Raw genomic sequence first — 15,527 nt, forward strand, 5'->3', positions numbered from 1 at the left:
CGTTTTTTCACGCTAAACTGGGCTTGTCTAATGCCGATATTGCACTGATCAGTGCCGGAGAGAGCATGGATCTGAGATGGCTGGAGGACCTTGAGGCCCTTGCGGAGGAGTTGAACTTCTCGCGCGCTGCGGCTCAACGCAACGTTACGCAGCCGGCGTTTGGCCGACGAATCCGATCGCTTGAGGACTGGTGCGGTATTGAACTCTTCGACCGTAAGACACATAGGATAAGACTCACGCCCGCCGGCGAGATCATGCTTGCCGCAGCCAAGGACGTGGTCCATCGTCTCGACCGCGCCAGACGGGAAATCGACGACATCCTGTCGGAAGCGAACACGCTGACGATCGCATCGACGCATGCGCTCTCCTTCACCTTCTTTCCGGACTGGATCCGCTCGCTTGGCCCGGAGGCAATTCAGATCCCGATCCATCTTCTGGCCGACAACATGGTCGCTTGCGAGCGCATGATGCGCGACGAGCGCGCGCAGTTCCTGCTTTGCCATTACCACCCGCAGACGGAGATCCGACTGGATGCGGACGAATTCCTGTTCGAGCCTGTTGGAACCGACGCGCTCGTTCCGATCGCCAAGCGAGGTCCCGACGGATTGCCAGTTCACCGGCTCACGATGGACCGTGAGGATCCTGTTCCGCTCTTGAGCTTCGACGATCGCTCGGGCATGGGGCGCATTATTTCGGCTGCTTTGCCGAACTACGGAGAGCTGCATGCGACGACTGTATTCACGTCTCATCTGGCGGTCGTTCTCAGGAAACTCGCTCTTGAAGGGATGGGAATCGCCTGGTCGCCCGAAAGCATCCTCAAGGACGATCTGGCGCCATCCGGTGGTCTGAGTGTAGTCGGTGGCGATGAGTGGCGAATACCAGTGACCGTGATCCTGCTGAGGCCGAGGCGCAAGCTTTCAAAGCTTGCCGAGCATTTCTGGGAAGAGGCTCGGAGTCGGCGCTCCGGGTCGGCACTTTAGATTGATGCGATCATTCGCAAACACGGAGTTTGTTAGCGACTTGCCGTTCATCTTGCTTGAATGGCAGCTTTGGCTCAATTGCTTCTGAGGCTACGTGAGCGACAGTCGCTCCGCACACCAGTCCCATACCGCGTCTACGGTCTTTCGAGGCGATGATGATCGTTTGCGGGACAAGAAAATAGTCGGGTTCGATGATCGTCGTCGCATCCGTCACCTGTACCAGCCGCCCGGCCTCAAGATCAGCCGCCACGAAAGCCCGACACGCCAAAGCGACACCCTGGCCGGCCAGGGCAGCTTTCAGAGCCAGGGTCGTATGGTTGAACGCTGCGCCGGGCAGCTTCTCGTGGGATCCCAGGAATACCGGCCAGTGGCTGTGTGCGTCATGTAGGAGCGAGAGCTTCCGAAGCTGCTCGGCGGTCAGAGGAAGGGGCAGGCCCTTGACCAAGTGTGGACTTGCGACCGCGACGAATTCCTGACGGAACAGCAGCCTTGCTTCCAGTGTCGCCGGAAAAGGCTGGCGGGTCAGGCGCACCGCGAGAAGCCGTCCGGTCGCCTCGCCAAGCGTATCGAAGGCACGGGTCACATCCACAAGATAGGCAGCCCCTGCGAGTCAGAGCGAGGCCACGGGGAAAGCGCTGAAACCAACATGAGGCCAAATTGATCTTCCAGCGCGCGAACCTGCTGCGCAACAGCCCCCTGCGTGACACCCAGCTCCTCGGCGGCGGCGCCATAGTCAACATCTCGACGGCCTGGGCTTTCGAGCCCTCTGCGATGTTCCCCACTCGGTCTTCCGGGCGTGGCTGGCGAGCTTCACGAAGATCTTCGCGGATACCTATGCGGCAAAGAACATCCGGATGAACAACGTCCTGCCGGGGTGGATCGATAGCCGCCCTCACCGCGCAGGCGGCAGAACAACTCGCAGTATCCATGCGTCAGCTCCGCAACCTGACAAACGCCGGCTTGCTGGCCTTCGTGACCTCGTGGGCCGGTGCCGTATCTCTGGCATCGGCGTGACGATCAATCTCGCTTCGCAGGGTCGCAAGTTCGATGAAGTGGTCCGCTTGACGACGAAGTTCGTCTGCGGCCATAGGCGGCTGAGTGGCTACGGTGGAGACCACCGAAACCTTGCGTCCCCTGCGCTGCAATGCTTCTACAAGTCTTGTGAAATCGCCGTCGCCAGAGAAGATGACAAGGTGGTCCGCAATCTGGCTTTGTTCTAGCGCGTCTATCGTCAGTTCAAGGTCCATGTTGCCCTTGATCTTGCGCCGACCGAGAGAGTCGGTGAACTCCTTCGCCGTTTTCGTGATGACGGTATAGCCGTTATAGTCGAGCCAGTCGACCAAGGGACGGATGGAGGAAAACTCCGGATCGTCTATGAGAGCCGTATAATAATAAGCCCGCAAAACATACGCGCGCTTTTGAAATGCACTCAGTAACTTGCGGTAATCGACATCAAAGCCCAAGCCCTTCGATGCGGCATAAAGATTGGCGCCATCAATGAATAGAGCGATTTTCTCTCGGGAATCGAACATCTCGGCTCCGTAACCCTCAGCCTCAGTTCTCAGCCAGCGCACGCGACGTTGGACATCCTTTCGGGAAATATGGTTGCACGTCTATCGGTGAAATTGAGGGGATGCGTGCAATATACCGTCTCGGACTGCACAGCAGTGATTTAATCCATGAAATCTCACCACCTAACTCATCGCGGAGTTGATCCGAGCCGCCACGAAGCGGACACGCTGACCACTGCGGGCCGGCTGGACTCGGCGGCTTGTGCTGTCACGCTTACGACCACTGCTCATCGAGGTAAACATGGCGATTGATTGGTTGGCGACGTTGGCCGAACGAGGTGAAATAGCGAAATGGAAAGCGAGAGAGGTAGCAACGCTCATGGTCAAGCCAGAGCTCTCCATAGAAGTGGCAAGCCACCTCTACCGTGGTACGAGAAAGGTGCCCAAGCCTCCGATCCGATCTTGTGACATGGAAGACTCTGACGTCGACGATGCCCTCCTAGAAGCAGCTGACACGCTTGCAGGTTGGTGGAGTCGGCTTTCGGCCGCCTCGGCTAAGATTTGTGGACTGGAGGGCTTCCGCCGATAACGATGCCGGAGAGTGACGACTGGCCCCCCGTGCTTCCCCGCATCTTGAACCAACAGGATGCCAATCTTGCCCGCCATCGCGCGGACTTTTTTGTGGCCGTTGACCAAGGCGAACCGTTCCTCAGGTGAGAATATTGACCGGCCAATGTTGGCTACTGCTCGTGAGATGCCAATCTATACCGTGTTGGGAGAGATGACATGGCGACAAGCAAGGAACACATCGATAACCTGTTGAGATTGCGCCGGGAGTTGGTCGAGCGTCGACGCGCGGTTGCCAGTAATAGGGAACCAGGGGAAATCGTAGCAACTGCAAAGGGCGTGATTGAATTTCAGATGAGCATCGAGGCAATCGATCGAGCCATAGATGACGAAAAAAGGCTACACGGGGCTTCAGTAGCCCCTTTGGACGGCGTCCCTAAGCCTTGACTGTAACCAATGCTGTGCGACCCTGCCTCTCGCTCGCCGCGCGTGGGGAGAGGAGATCGTTCGTGGATTTAGCGTATCCTGGAGACACAGCGAGCGTTGATGACATTCTTGAGTTGGCAGGGCATTACAGGATGGCCGCTAAATTGCTTGGCGAACATGCGCCACGGGGTAAGCAGTTATCCCACGCTCCCCGTCGGCTTCTGGCGCTCCACTCGATTGAGCTGCACCTGAACGCATATCTGCTCACAAAAGGGTACGACTCCAAGGCCCTTCGCGGCCTTCAGCACGATATCAGCGAACGAGCGAGAATGGCGATTGATGCAGGCCTCCTCTTGCGACAGCGCACAGAACAGCACTTGGCGACCGTGTCATCCAGCAGGGAGTATCTCGTCACAAGATACGGACCGGAAATGACCGCCACGCTGTCGCAAGTGAATCGAGTTATGGCAACGCTCGATGAGTTGTCGCTGAAGATAGGGAAGATCTTGCACGGGCGCGACGCGCCGACTGCTGCGGCTAGGGCGGCCCACGCTCGAGGCTGAGGATCGAATGCGCTGGGGCGGGGGATCATCGACAGATCACGATGGCCAGTCGTAAAAAGGCACTGGTCAACCGCACAAGGACTGCTTGAAGCCCGCCCGGCGGTGCGCAATTCCCTCCTGGCGGAAGCCGGACTTGAGACCGAAGGCGCCGGCGTTTCTGCTGCGGGATTTCCAGCGAAACTTGCGCTCTTGTGCGGGACTTTTTCGTTGAATAGCGTTTATGCCAGGATTTCGTATACATCGATGCGCGCCCGCGTCGGGTCTGTCGGAGGAGTGTCAGTCGACCGCTTCAACGTTTCGCCATCAGCCGCCGCCATGAGGATTCCTTACAATCTCGACATCGAAGGCGGCCCGCAGCGCCTTGTAGACCTCCCCGGCCATGACATCCGTCGCGCAAGCGCGCAGCGTCGCATCGGCGCCTGCAAACTTGGCGATCGCCGTAGCCGGAACTTCCCAGATGCCATCGATGATCTCTTGGACAAGATGGTCCAAGCTCACCCTTCCGAAGGGGTGCCGGAACCGATAAAAGCGTGCAAGGCGCAGCGAAACGTGAATGGCGACCGCCGACGTTGCCAACGGCCGATTAGTAAGCAACGTGCCTCGCAGATCGTCGTCCACCTCCATCAAGGCCGTCTTGATTACCGCGTCATCGAGTTCATGTCCCATGCGCTCATTAACGCATGGATCCCCGAAATCGTCGCACTGACTCTTAGTGTAACGAGAAGATTTCCGCCCTTGGTGCTGACCCAAAATTATATCAAAACGCTGGTCGGCGACGTATCTGCAGATTCCCGCAGCCCAGAATATGCTGGTGCGGACGCATCATGTCGCGGCCGCATCAGGATCGTCGGTTTCGAACGCGGTCACCCCCGCCGCATTGCGGGCTGCGATATAACCGAAGGTCATGGCGGGACCGAGATTGATTCCGCCGGCGGGATAGAAGCCGCCCATGATGCTCGCCATGTCGCAGCCTACGGCATAAAGACCGGTGATAACTTTGCCTGATTCGTCGACGACTTCGGCGCTCCCGTTCGTCTTGAGGCCGGAAAATGTCGCGAAGCTCCCGGGCAAGACTTTGACCGCGTAGAACGGGCCACGTTCAATTGGTGCGACACAGGGGTTCGGACGGTGTTTGGGATCCCCCTGCTTTCGATTGTAGGGCGTGGTTCCACGGCCAAAAGCCGGGTCCTCTCCATTGCGTGCATGCGTGTTGTAGTGGTCGATCGTCGTCCGAAGCCCCTGCGGATCAATTCCGCACGCTTTCGCTAGCTCCTCGATGGTTTTTCCCACCTTAAGATAGCCTGAGCGGACGTACGGGAAAACCAGCATCGGCGAGGGGCGGGAATGGCCGAGTCCGTAGCGGCGCTGGAACCTGCGGTCACAGATAAGCCAAGAGGCGACTTCTTGTCCTTCGGGCACAGCGGAGATCATCGCGGCGACATAGTCGTAATAGCCGCTGGCCTCGTTGACGAACCGCCGTCCATTGGCGAGAACACCGATTATGCCTGGTTTTCCGCGGTCGATGATGTGCGGGAAGTGCCCCACTTTTCCGTCCCGGTAGGGCACCAGCGAAACCGGGCACCAGGCACCTGCAGCCGCAAGGCTCGTATCGACAATTCCCCCTAGAGATTCCGCAAGCCGCAGCCCGTCGCCCGAAGCGCCTGCCGGTGGCAATCCCCAATGCTCCAGCCCGGTGGGGGCGTGTGGGAAAAGCGCCTTTCTGCGGGTGACGTCGTTGGGAAAGCCGCCTGCGGCAAGGACGACGCCGCGCCGGACGTGCACCATGCGCTCACCTTGCCGGGACTTGATCACCGCGCCGGTTATCTTGCCGTCTTCGCTCAGCAGACGAACGACGGGAGAACTGGTCCGCAAATCGACGCCGAGATCATGGGCCGACCGCAGCAGCCGAGCGACCAGGGCAACGCCGTTGACCAGTTGCATCGCCCGCCCGTGGACCGCAAGATCCCACAGGTGCCGACTGAGCCGGCGCGTCACGTGAGCGAACGACTTCACCGACCGTGTCGCCGTCAGAAAGGCCCAGAGATCCGCGCCGGCCATGATCGGCATGCCGATGAAAGCTGTTTCCCGCATTGTGTCACGCAGAATCTTCACCAGTGGCCCGAGTTCTCGAGCGTCGTAGGGCGCGGCAGCAACGGAACGGCCGCCTGTTCCCGCACCGGGCTGGTCTCCATGGATATCGGCAATCGCGTTCCCGTCGGCAAATTGCAGAGCCGTCTTCTCTTCAAAGAATGACACCATGCGTGGAGCATGATGAAGAAAGGCGTCGATGCGATGTTGATCGAACCGGTTGCCGAGCTCGTGCTCCAAATAGGTGCGCGGCGCTGAAACGTTCTCGCGGATGCCGGCACGGCGGGCAAGTGGATTGAGAGGCGCCCAGATCCAGCCGCCCGACCACGCGGTTGCGCCGCCCATGACCGCTTCTTTCTCGGCGACGATGACCTTCAGCCCGTGATAGGCCGCCGTTACGGCCGCCGAGAGACCACTTGCGCCGGAGCCGACTACCAGAAGATCGCAGGTTTCCTCCATGTCCGGTCCCTCAGATCTCATTGAAGAACCGTGTCGTTGCACTTGCCGTCGCAGCCAAGCGCTGGCCCAGAGGCATGTGCGCGTCCTCGGCGATTGGCGTCTCGATCACCAACTGCGTTCCTTCGGGAAGTGCGCCGATCAGACCCTTCAGGTCGATGGCTCCTTCGCCAAGACGAAGCCGATTTCGGCGTGCTTCGATTGCCAGACCACCAAGATCAGGCGCCGTCGAAGACGCGTCGCACAATTGCGCGTACGCAATCCGATGTGCCGGAACCGTCGCAATCTCCGCTGCCGTTCCACCGGCGCGATGAAGATGCAGAAAATCGACGATCAGGGAAGCATTGGGGCGATCGGCAGCTTGGATTAGGTCTAGCGCATCCTTCCATGTGAGGATATCGCGATAGAGCATGAATTCGACCCCAACACGCAGGCCGAAATTTGCCGCTTCGTCGCAGAGCCTAGCGAACAGATCGATCCGCTCTGAAGGTTCGAGGAACTTGGAATTGCCGGCGAACTCCGTTCCGATCGACGACAGGTATGTTGCGCCGAGTTCAGCGCCCGCTTCCATTGCGCGCCGCATCCGCTCAAAGTCGGTCGCGGGCGACAGAATGAACGCCTCAATGTCGAAAACGCGAATGGGATGGTCGGCGAGCGCGGACTTGACTGCCCGCATCGCTTCGGGACTTCCTACAAGCTCGTGTTCGAGCCGGGCCGGCGTGGCGCTCATCAAGAGCAGACCGACGGCTCCGAATCCGGCCTCAGCGGCGCTGACGATGAACTCGACCGGATCGACGCGCCCTGCCGTCAGATTTGCGACCGACAGATTGCGGAGATCGTGCTGGGCGTTCATGAAATTCCTCTTGAGACCTATGCGGTCCAATTGGCGATCGAAACAGGATTGGGTCTTCCGTCCTGCGTCGATCGCTCAGATGTTCAGCGATATTTGAAGCCGGTATTTTCAGACTACCAGTTCAAGATCTTGTCTCGCTCCTTGAGGGTGGCCAACAGATCCAGTTCGATGAGTTTCGTCGAGCTAATTTCAGGAAGCCCTTTTGGTGAGGCGATGCCGGCCCGAATCGGGTAGACGCCGGCTTCCGCAAAGGCCGTTTGCATCTCCTGACTGAGCGCGAACTCGGCGATAAGGCGCGCCGCGTCCCATAATAACTCGCCGTGAGACGGGGCGACACTCGACCGCTCGCTGATGGCGGCGCCCACAGGCGGGTTGGTTTTGCGTGCGACATTTGCTCCTCCCACAAAGTTCGTCAAAACGGCCGCGACAAAGGCCAGGTCACCTCAGTGATCGGTGGCCCAGCTTCAATAAGTCGCCCGCCCTCCTGTGACATCGAACGTGAAACCCGTGGTGAAACTGCAGTCCGAACTCGCGGCGAACGCTACCGTCGCGGCGACTTCCGATGCGGTGACGAAGCGGCCCATCGGGATCTTCGCCTTTGTTGTCGCGATGAATTCGGGGGTCACCTCGCGAAGCAACTCGGTCTCGGCCACGGCCGGAGCGATACAGTTGACGAGCACTCCCGTCTGGGCGAGCTCCTTGGCGATCGACTTCGTATAGGCGATAACCCCGCCTTTGGCGGCCGCATAAGCGCTGCCCCCGGCGTTTCCTTCCTTGCCGGCAATCGAGGCGACATTGACGATCCTGCCGTAACCGCGCTCGATCATATGCGGGATAGCGGTGCGGCAGCAGTAGAAGACGCTGTCCAGGTCGACTGACAAGACGCGGTCCCAGTCCTCGACAGCATAGTCCCAGGTATTTGCGACGGGCCCGTTGATCCCCGCATTGTTGACCAGAATGTCGACGTGACCCAGTGCTTCGAGAGTGCTGTGAAAGGCGGCGTCGACCGCATGACCATCTGCAACGTCCACCTGGCACTTCACCGCTGGACCGAAGTCGGCCTGTTCTTCATCAAAGCTCGAGACGTTGATATCCCAAAGCGCTATGCGGCAGCCATCCTCGAAAAGGCGCTTGGCAATTGCCAGTCCAAGTCCCTTGGCGCCGCCCGTGACGATGGCGGTGCGATCCATGGATCTTGCGGTCATATCGTTCATTGAGGCCCCCGGCCCGAATTCGTCGCCTTGTCCGTGGAAGCGCTTCCATGGACCATTATCCATTTCCAAGTAGTCGTCAAGAAACGATTGGAAGCGCTTCCATGATTTGTTATTGACAAAGCCAGAAGCACCGACTGGTGCTTTGCCGCAGTGAGGTGTTGGGGGTCCCGTTGAGCAGCAAGGTTCGCCTATCGGATGTCGCGAAGCGCGCGGAGGTCGGTGTGGGCACGGTGTCGCGCGTTCTCAACGGTTCCGTCAATGTTTCGGCAGACACGCGGCAGAAGGTGACGGCAGCAATTGCCGAACTCGGCTATGTTCCGAATTTGGTGGCGCGGAGCCTGGCCGCAAATCGAACCGGATTAATTGCCGCGATTATCCCGGCAATTGGCTACACCCAGCATTCCGAGGTGATCCAGGGAATGGCCGATGTCCTGCATGCGCACGGCATGAATTTGATGATCGGAGCATCGGGCTATTCGGACGAAGTCGAGCTACAGATTATCGACGCCTTCCTGGCGCGTCGGCCGGATGCCATCTACGTTACAGGGGTCCGTCACTCCGAGGCGATACGCTCGACCCTGGAACGATCGGGAATTCCTGTAATCGAGGGCAGCAATCTTACTAACAATCCGATCGACACAGTTGTTGGCTATTCGAATTTTGATGCGAGCGTCGAACTGACAAGACTTCTGATCGACCGTGGCCACCGCCGCATCTGGCACGTTACAGGCGCCAAGGATTTCAATGATCGCATCGATGATCGCCTGGCCGGCTTCCACTGGCTCGCTTCGACCTGCAACGGATTTGAAGCCGATGTCATCCGCTGTGAAAACAGCTTTGAAGGTGGGGCGGAAGCGGTACGGCAGACCTTGGCGTCCGTCGATAAAGTCGAGGCCATGTGCTTTGCGACCGACGTCATGGCGGTAGGAGGGCTGCTGGAGTGCCAACGACGAGGGGTCGATGTTCCTGGACGGCTCGCCATTACGGGATTCGACGATCTCACTATAGCGGCATCGATAAATCCCTCTCTCACGACCGTGAAAGTCGATCGTGTAGGCCTTGGCAGAAAAGCGGCAGAGATAATCGTCGATCGCCTTCAGGGGAACAACCAGTTGCCCCATATCGTTGATGTTGGTTTTGAAATAATTGAGCGACAAAGTACCCGTCAATGATCCTGACGAGCCCGGTGTGCTTTCCGCGGGTAAAATGACGTCGCGAGATTAAGCGGTCAAAATACCGTGGCGCCCGGGTTCTTTGGCAGATGCGATGATTGCCGCACTTCCGATCCACGGACGACCCGCCTGCGGGAATAGATCTAGAAGCAGCTTTGTAAAACGCCTGCCGTCATTACCTTTTTGCTCTCTTGCTGGGGCGGCCGCTATTCGAGGCTTCCGGTCTCCCAACCTTCCATGCCATCAGGCCTCAAATAAAACCTCACCTCAAGTCCCGAACTCCGCGCACTTAGCGCGTGTTTCTAAATCCCGCTTCAGATGAGCCCGCATGTTCGTTCGAAGAGCGGGGAGGACCATTGGTCACGCCTGTGAGTCTGCATCGGCACGCCTAACAGGATCCTTAAGGTCCCGATAACGTCAGCCGCGTCGACAAGGGCGTCCCTGAGTTTTCCTCTATGGCGGGCAGCGGGCACGACCTGATGCTATTCCAACGCGCAGGCTTGGCCGGCGTTTGTGGAACCGTTCGATATGGAGTGCTTGTTTTGACGGTTTTGCGACCCAATCAGATTCGAAGCGTAAATCTCCGCTCGTTCAGTCCCCGGCCTCTACACCGCTTCCGACTTTACCTCTCCGCCAGCGACGTCGATCGAATGGGAACATAACGTAATCGCGCACGGTGAGCGGCTCGGGCTGGTCTCGCAGGCCAACTTCCGGCCACTCACTCTTTCTTGGCCAATATGCCGTCCGAAAAACCGTGTCCCAGATGGTCGTAAAGAACCCATAGTTCCGGTGCCGGTGATGCGGCTCCATCGAGTGGTGAATGCGGTGGAACTTATTGTCGCCGATGATATATCGAAGCGGCCCAAGATTGATGCGAGTGCTAGAGTGTGAAAGATGGCCCTGAAAGGTAATCAGGGTCATGGCAACAACGGGCACGACACCAGATTCGAAGTGGATCAGCGCGAGTGGCAGTGCTACTAACGCTGCGTAAATCAGGGGCTCGGAAACATGATGATTGCAGTTCCACGCCGTCAATTCGCGGATCGAGTGGTGAGTGGCGTGCAGGCGCCAGAGGAAGGGAACAGCATGCTGAGCGCGGTGCATCCAGTAGTAAAAGAAGTCGCCGGCAATCGCGACCAAAACCCCTGAAAGGACGGCCAATCCAGTGTTAATGATTGCGTTGTCAGAGTGAAGCAGCGTACCGAAATTGATCGTTACGAGCGGCTTTATCCCTAGCCAGCCCAAACCCACAGCGAAGAGGTGCCAGATCAACGCACCCAATCCGAGGCGAATAATCCAATTCCGCACGCCGCGCCCGTATGAGGCAAGACTGTAGCGATAAGCCGGAAAGGTTACCTCCAGCGCGGCGCAAATTGTAGCGAAGATCACTACCAGCTCAAGCGATTCCACGAAGGACTGGATCATCTGATTAACATCGAGAACGTGCATTTGTTTGCTCCGGCGAATCGTTAGAATGCGCCAAACTCAGGTCGGAGTGACACTGATCACCGCGGTCGTCTTCGTCACGAGGGCGGGTCCAATGGTTATGAATCTCCAGCGCGCCCGACAAATTCGGGTCGCTTCCGGATCGATATCCGCGCAGAAAGCACGAATTGCATATTGCCACCTCTTGCAGATTTCCTTTTCACTGCGCATCCAAACGGTGATCATTCCGCCGGTACAGCGGCGCACCCCGGGCATATTCTGTGCTGCATTTTCGCAGATCGGTAAAATCTATTGTTTGGATAAGACCCATCCATGCGCTAAATGGGTCAGTGCCGGGAGGGTCGGGGAGGGGAGCCGCCCGATAACAGATTGAACATGGCACATGTGCTGTCGTCATAGACTTCGGGCAGCACTGGCAACCGAATGCATTCCAGCTTTGGAGATCTGGATACCGCGGACTACATATCGCCCACAATCGAGATGCTGATTCTCCATTATCGAGATGGGTGAATGCACCGCTCCTTTTGGATTGAAAATGAAATATCGCCGCTTTCTCTTCGACCTTGATGACACGCTGCTCGATTTCAAAGCCTCCGAGCGGCTGTCCTTTAGCCGCGCATTGTCAAGCCTCGGGATTGACGGTGAAGACGAGCCGTTGTTCGCCGACTATCAGAGGGAAAACATGCTGCTCTGGTCGGAGTTCGAGAAGGGAATGGTCCGAAAGGAAATCTTGAAAGTCGAGCGTTTTCGGCGGGTTTTCGAGCAGCACGGTATCGACGCCAATCCGGAAACCGCGAGTGCACGCTATCTGCAGTTCCTACCGGAAACTGTAGTGCTGGTGGAAGGCGCGGCCGAAATCTGCGAGAGGTTAGCAGGGGTAGGCGAGGTCGCAATCATCACCAACGGGATTGAGGCGGTCCAAGCAAAGCGCATCGAAAACTCAGGCCTTGGACAGTGGCTCAGCTTCGTCGCGACGTCGGAGACGTGCGGCTTTGCCAAACCGGACATTCGGTTCTTTGAACATGCGGCAAGCAGGTTCCGGACTTTCAACAAGGAAGAAGCAATAATCGTCGGTGACCGACTGGATGCGGACATTCTTGGGGCGAACCGGTTCGGTATCGAGAGCTGCTGGTTTAACCCGCTGCGCGCAGAGAACCGGAGCTTGGCGGTGCCGACGATTGAGGTGGCGCGGCTCAGCGAAATAGCCGTTCGACTTGCGGGCGGATAGCATCGTGACAAAGTCAGCTCTTCGGCGAATGCAGCCTGCGCGGCAAACAGGAGCGGAGCCGTCACAGCAGCGATCATTCGGCGGACGCGGTCAGGTGACAGTCTCATTGGTTCCTTCCGTTTGTGCAGTTTCAAGTATGACGGTTTTCGATCTCCCTGCAGGCCCACAGCAGAAGCGGATATAATGTTATTACGTAACTTTCGAACGTAATAACATTACCTGCGTAGTCGTTGTCAATCCCGAGGATGCGATGAGCGATATTGTTGCGAAATTTCGTAGCAACCCGGCTGGCCCGGGATAGCACCTTCTTCTTTTCTATATTAGCGCTGTCGTATAAATTCTTACCTGCTCAGCTTGCTATTGGGAACAGAACGGGCGAGATGCAGACAGCGCGCCGCAATCGGAATGCACGTGCACATCTCTCGGTCAGGTCCTCGGCCATTGAACCAGCAGGAACGATACAAGCAGCAATACTGAACCTGGAGAATACATGATGGAAAATAGCGCCGGTGATGCCGTTTTTCGATATCGCGGCTCAACGTTCGATAGCATGATCGAAACCCTCGGGGGGGTTTTCGGCACATTTGACGCCGAGCTCGTCGGTCGTGCTCAAGACTTCCATTGGGGGATCGATCTTTCGGCCTGTGAAAGCGCAGTATTGATTACTGGTTACCATCAGACAGGGTTTCAGTTCCACGCTCAGGGGTCTTCCGATGCAACAGAGCACCTATCGATCGTAGTGCCGCGCAGAGGTGGCATGGGGGTAACGTACGGCTCGCGCATCGCCGAGGCCGGACAAGGGAAATTGCTTCTTTACAGGAATTTCGAGCCTGGCGGCATCTCGATGCACGGGCAATCCAATCTAATAGACGAATTGGTGCTTAATTGGTCCTTGATCCAACGGACCATCGGCGAAACTTTCGATGTGCCGTTTAGTGGCTCGCTCGACCTGTTGCCAGAACTGGATCTGGCAACGCCAGTTGGTAGGACAATCGGCAATATCACGGAAGCGGTCATCGACGGAATACGCGATAATGGCCCCCTTACTCGGTCTCCCGTAGCGATGGCACATATTACGCAGGCACTAGCCGACGTGGTAATAAGAATGGTGCCTCATCGGTTGTCGCATCTACTGAATAAGAAGCCTTGCATGATTGCTCCCGGACATGTCCGCCGCGGGATCGAGTTCATGTGCGCCAATATCAATCGGCCGATTACAATGCCAATGGTGGCAGATGCAGCGGGTGTTTCCACCAGAGCACTCGAAGCGGGTTTTCGTGCTTTCAGGGATACAACGCCTGCTGCCTATCTACAGATGCTTCGGTTACGGGCTGCACGGGAGGACCTGCTCGATCCAGAGAACCGTATGCTTTTGAAAGAAATCTGCCTGAAATGGGGATTCTTTCAGTTCGGGAGGTTCTCCGCAGTTTATAGGGCACACTATGGAGAAAATCCGTCCGAGACAAGAAGACGCGTCTGCGCATTGCATTCTCGTAGGTCTTCCTGACAAAGCGGATGACGAACGCGCTCATGCGCCAAATAGGATGACTGGTTTGCGTGAATAGGAACCCAGCCATGCCGTAGATATGCCCCTGCGCCGGCGGATGGTCGCCGTTGGTGCCGCTGACTTTTCTCCTCGCCAGCATCGTCGCGCTCAGCCGCTTCATGAGCGGCCAATTTGTCGTCCATTTCGCAGACGAGCCAGGGGAAGTCGCTCCTCGTTGTTGACCGCCCTTAATCGGTATCGTCGACGGCCAGAAGCTCTCGACCGAACAGGTCGAGCTACCGGCATGGGATGACGAAAGTCCGACCGTTCACTCCTGAAAATCGGCGCGACGCGAGGTTAGATCGCTCGCATTGGCCGAACACCGCGCGCCCGCGACCGACATCGCCTATTCAAATTCCCGTTCAATATGCATTTCGCGAATGAAAGTTTCCGTACCCAGTCTCTGTGCTGTGAAAATGTCAATTTGTATTACTAATAAATGGTACTGATAGGTCGGAAGGCATACATCCACGGTATGGATAAAGAGACATGCGGTTCAAGGGACTTGATCTAAATCTCCTCGTCGCGCTCGACGCTCTGATGGCCGAGCGGAACCTCACGGCGGCGGCCCGCAGCATCAATCTCAGTCAACCGGCCATGAGCGCGGCCGTCGCCCGGTTGCGCACGTATTTCCGTGATGAGCTGTTTACGATGGCTGGCCGCGAATTCATTCCTACGCCGCGTGCGGAAGGGCTTGCCTCCGCGGTGCGCGAGGCTCTGCTGCACGTTCAGCTCTCGATCATTTCCTGGGAGCCGTTTAACCCGGCCCAGTCGGATCGTCGTTTCAGGATTATCATTTCCGATTACGTCACACTCGTCTTTTTCGAAAAGATCGTGGAGCGTGCGGCGCAAGAAGCTCCCGGCGTCACCTTCGAATTTCGGCCTCCCAGCGACGACAATGAGGACCTTCTCCGGCGCGGTGATGTCGATCTAGTAATTATCCCGGAAATCTTGATGTCGAACGCTCATCCTCGCGCGAAATTGTTCGACGATGTACACGTGTGCGTCGGTTGTCGCACGAACGAGCAGCTCTCAGAGCCGCTTACATTCGAGAGATACATGTCGATGGGGCACGTTGTGGTCAAGTTCGGGAACAGCCGGAGGCCAGGCATCGAGGAATGGTATTTGCTCGAGCACGGTCTCAAGAGACGTATCGATGTCGTCCTGCAGGGTTTCAGCATGATTCCGCCCATGCTGGTGGGGACCGAGCGTATAGGAACCATGCCCTTACGGCTGGCGCAGCATTTCGCAAAGACAATCCCCCTTGAGATCGTCGAACTTCCGCTGCCACTCCCCCCATTCACCGAGGCCGTTCAGTGGCCTGCCCTTCACGACAGTGATCCGGCAAGCCTGTGGATGCGCGAGATGATAGTGCAGGAGGCATCCCGTATGCTTTCGCCGCTCGCCCAGGCCGAACCCCTCATCAACCCGGACCAACACGAGTAATGTCCGGCTCACCTCTGATCTCAATCTTCAT

Annotated in this window: 14 protein-coding genes and 2 pseudogenes; 8 read left to right on the forward strand and 8 right to left on the reverse strand. The window is 57.5% G+C overall.

Annotation, left to right across the window (positions count from 1 at the left end; translation table 11 throughout):
- The first annotated feature begins 65 nt into the window (after positions 1 to 65).
- Complete coding sequence (locus tag QN222_RS18650; protein WP_283964926.1) at positions 66 to 980, forward strand: LysR family transcriptional regulator; 915 nt, start codon at positions 66 to 68, stop codon at positions 978 to 980.
- Positions 981 to 1,070: 90 nt separating this feature from the next.
- Here QN222_RS18650 and QN222_RS18655 read toward each other — a convergent pair.
- A pseudogene (locus QN222_RS18655) lies at positions 1,071 to 1,691 on the reverse strand (LysR substrate-binding domain-containing protein).
- An 18-nt stretch (positions 1,692 to 1,709) separates the two neighbouring features.
- Here QN222_RS18655 and QN222_RS18660 point away from each other — a divergent pair.
- Positions 1,710 to 1,867, forward strand: a pseudogene (locus QN222_RS18660) (3-oxoacyl-ACP reductase); the annotation flags it as partial.
- 45 nt (positions 1,868 to 1,912) lie between these two features.
- On the opposite strand, the gene QN222_RS18665 reads toward QN222_RS18660, so the two are convergent.
- On the reverse strand, positions 1,913 to 2,512 hold the full coding sequence (locus tag QN222_RS18665; protein ID WP_283964925.1) for an NYN domain-containing protein: 600 nt from the start codon (positions 2,510 to 2,512) through the stop codon (positions 1,913 to 1,915).
- Between the two features lie 765 nt (positions 2,513 to 3,277).
- Here QN222_RS18665 and QN222_RS18670 point away from each other — a divergent pair.
- Positions 3,278 to 3,505, forward strand: coding sequence for a hypothetical protein (locus QN222_RS18670; RefSeq protein ID WP_283964924.1), 228 nt, complete (start codon positions 3,278 to 3,280; stop codon positions 3,503 to 3,505).
- A 62-nt stretch (positions 3,506 to 3,567) separates the two neighbouring features.
- Complete coding sequence (locus QN222_RS18675; protein WP_283964923.1) at positions 3,568 to 4,047, forward strand: hypothetical protein; 480 nt, start codon at positions 3,568 to 3,570, stop codon at positions 4,045 to 4,047.
- Between the two features lie 303 nt (positions 4,048 to 4,350).
- Here QN222_RS18675 and QN222_RS18680 read toward each other — a convergent pair whose 3' ends face one another.
- The 5 genes from QN222_RS18680 to QN222_RS18700 form a co-directional block, all read right to left on the reverse strand.
- On the reverse strand, positions 4,351 to 4,713 hold the full coding sequence (locus QN222_RS18680) for a hypothetical protein (protein WP_283964922.1): 363 nt from the start codon (positions 4,711 to 4,713) through the stop codon (positions 4,351 to 4,353).
- A gap of 156 nt (positions 4,714 to 4,869) precedes the next feature.
- Positions 4,870 to 6,594 (reverse strand): FAD-dependent oxidoreductase, encoded by a 1,725-nt coding sequence (locus tag QN222_RS18685; RefSeq protein ID WP_284005544.1) that lies wholly within the window; start codon positions 6,592 to 6,594, stop codon positions 4,870 to 4,872.
- 10 nt (positions 6,595 to 6,604) lie between these two features.
- Positions 6,605 to 7,444 carry a sugar phosphate isomerase/epimerase gene (locus QN222_RS18690; protein WP_283965082.1) on the reverse strand — a complete coding sequence of 280 codons (840 nt, stop codon included), beginning with the start codon at positions 7,442 to 7,444 and terminating at the stop codon, positions 6,605 to 6,607.
- A 113-nt stretch (positions 7,445 to 7,557) separates the two neighbouring features.
- A complete protein-coding gene (locus QN222_RS18695; RefSeq protein WP_283965083.1) occupies positions 7,558 to 7,860 on the reverse strand; it encodes a hypothetical protein in 303 nt (100 codons plus the stop codon).
- 48 nt (positions 7,861 to 7,908) lie between these two features.
- Positions 7,909 to 8,658 carry an SDR family NAD(P)-dependent oxidoreductase gene (locus QN222_RS18700; RefSeq protein ID WP_283965084.1) on the reverse strand — a complete coding sequence of 250 codons (750 nt, stop codon included), beginning with the start codon at positions 8,656 to 8,658 and terminating at the stop codon, positions 7,909 to 7,911.
- 170 nt (positions 8,659 to 8,828) lie between these two features.
- Here QN222_RS18700 and QN222_RS18705 point away from each other — a divergent pair, with 170 nt between their 5' ends.
- Positions 8,829 to 9,830, forward strand: coding sequence for a LacI family DNA-binding transcriptional regulator (locus QN222_RS18705; protein WP_283965085.1), 1,002 nt, complete (start codon positions 8,829 to 8,831; stop codon positions 9,828 to 9,830).
- A gap of 591 nt (positions 9,831 to 10,421) precedes the next feature.
- Here QN222_RS18705 and QN222_RS18710 read toward each other — a convergent pair.
- On the reverse strand, positions 10,422 to 11,279 hold the full coding sequence (locus tag QN222_RS18710) for a sterol desaturase family protein (RefSeq protein WP_283965086.1): 858 nt from the start codon (positions 11,277 to 11,279) through the stop codon (positions 10,422 to 10,424).
- Between the two features lie 532 nt (positions 11,280 to 11,811).
- On the opposite strand from QN222_RS18710, the gene QN222_RS18715 reads away from it, so the two are divergent.
- The 3 genes from QN222_RS18715 to nodD2 all read left to right on the forward strand — a co-directional run bounded on the left by QN222_RS18715 (position 11,812) and on the right by nodD2 (position 15,496).
- A complete protein-coding gene (locus tag QN222_RS18715; RefSeq protein ID WP_283965087.1) occupies positions 11,812 to 12,504 on the forward strand; it encodes a YjjG family noncanonical pyrimidine nucleotidase in 693 nt (230 codons plus the stop codon).
- Between the two features lie 490 nt (positions 12,505 to 12,994).
- Entirely contained in the window at positions 12,995 to 14,011 is a 1,017-nt protein-coding gene (locus QN222_RS18720) for a helix-turn-helix transcriptional regulator (RefSeq protein ID WP_283965088.1), read from the forward strand.
- A gap of 528 nt (positions 14,012 to 14,539) precedes the next feature.
- Positions 14,540 to 15,496, forward strand: coding sequence for a transcriptional regulator NodD2 (nodD2, locus tag QN222_RS18725; RefSeq protein ID WP_283965089.1), 957 nt, complete (start codon positions 14,540 to 14,542; stop codon positions 15,494 to 15,496).
- Positions 15,497 to 15,527: the final 31 nt, after the last annotated feature.

Source organism: Sinorhizobium sp. 6-70 (assembly GCF_030124375.1).
In the GTDB taxonomy this organism is placed as follows: domain Bacteria; phylum Pseudomonadota; class Alphaproteobacteria; order Rhizobiales; family Rhizobiaceae; genus Sinorhizobium.

Excerpts from the sequence above, each read along its gene's own strand:
- QN222_RS18690 (WP_283965082.1), bottom strand. The coding sequence starts at position 7,444 with ATGAACGCCCAGCACGATCTCCGCAATCTGTCGGTCGCAAATCTGACG.
- QN222_RS18685 (WP_284005544.1), bottom strand. The coding sequence starts at position 6,594 with ATGGAGGAAACCTGCGATCTTCTGGTAGTCGGCTCCGGCGCAAGTGGT.
- QN222_RS18720 (WP_283965088.1), top strand. The coding sequence starts at position 12,995 with ATGATGGAAAATAGCGCCGGTGATGCCGTTTTTCGATATCGCGGCTCA.
- QN222_RS18680 (WP_283964922.1), bottom strand. The coding sequence starts at position 4,713 with ATGGGACATGAACTCGATGACGCGGTAATCAAGACGGCCTTGATGGAG.
- QN222_RS18715 (WP_283965087.1), top strand. The coding sequence starts at position 11,812 with ATGAAATATCGCCGCTTTCTCTTCGACCTTGATGACACGCTGCTCGAT.
- QN222_RS18710 (WP_283965086.1), bottom strand. The coding sequence starts at position 11,279 with ATGCACGTTCTCGATGTTAATCAGATGATCCAGTCCTTCGTGGAATCG.
- QN222_RS18700 (WP_283965084.1), bottom strand. The coding sequence starts at position 8,658 with ATGAACGATATGACCGCAAGATCCATGGATCGCACCGCCATCGTCACG.
- nodD2 (WP_283965089.1), top strand. The coding sequence starts at position 14,540 with ATGCGGTTCAAGGGACTTGATCTAAATCTCCTCGTCGCGCTCGACGCT.
- QN222_RS18670 (WP_283964924.1), top strand. The coding sequence starts at position 3,278 with ATGGCGACAAGCAAGGAACACATCGATAACCTGTTGAGATTGCGCCGG.
- QN222_RS18665 (WP_283964925.1), bottom strand. The coding sequence starts at position 2,512 with ATGTTCGATTCCCGAGAGAAAATCGCTCTATTCATTGATGGCGCCAAT.
- QN222_RS18650 (WP_283964926.1), top strand. The coding sequence starts at position 66 with ATGGATCTGAGATGGCTGGAGGACCTTGAGGCCCTTGCGGAGGAGTTG.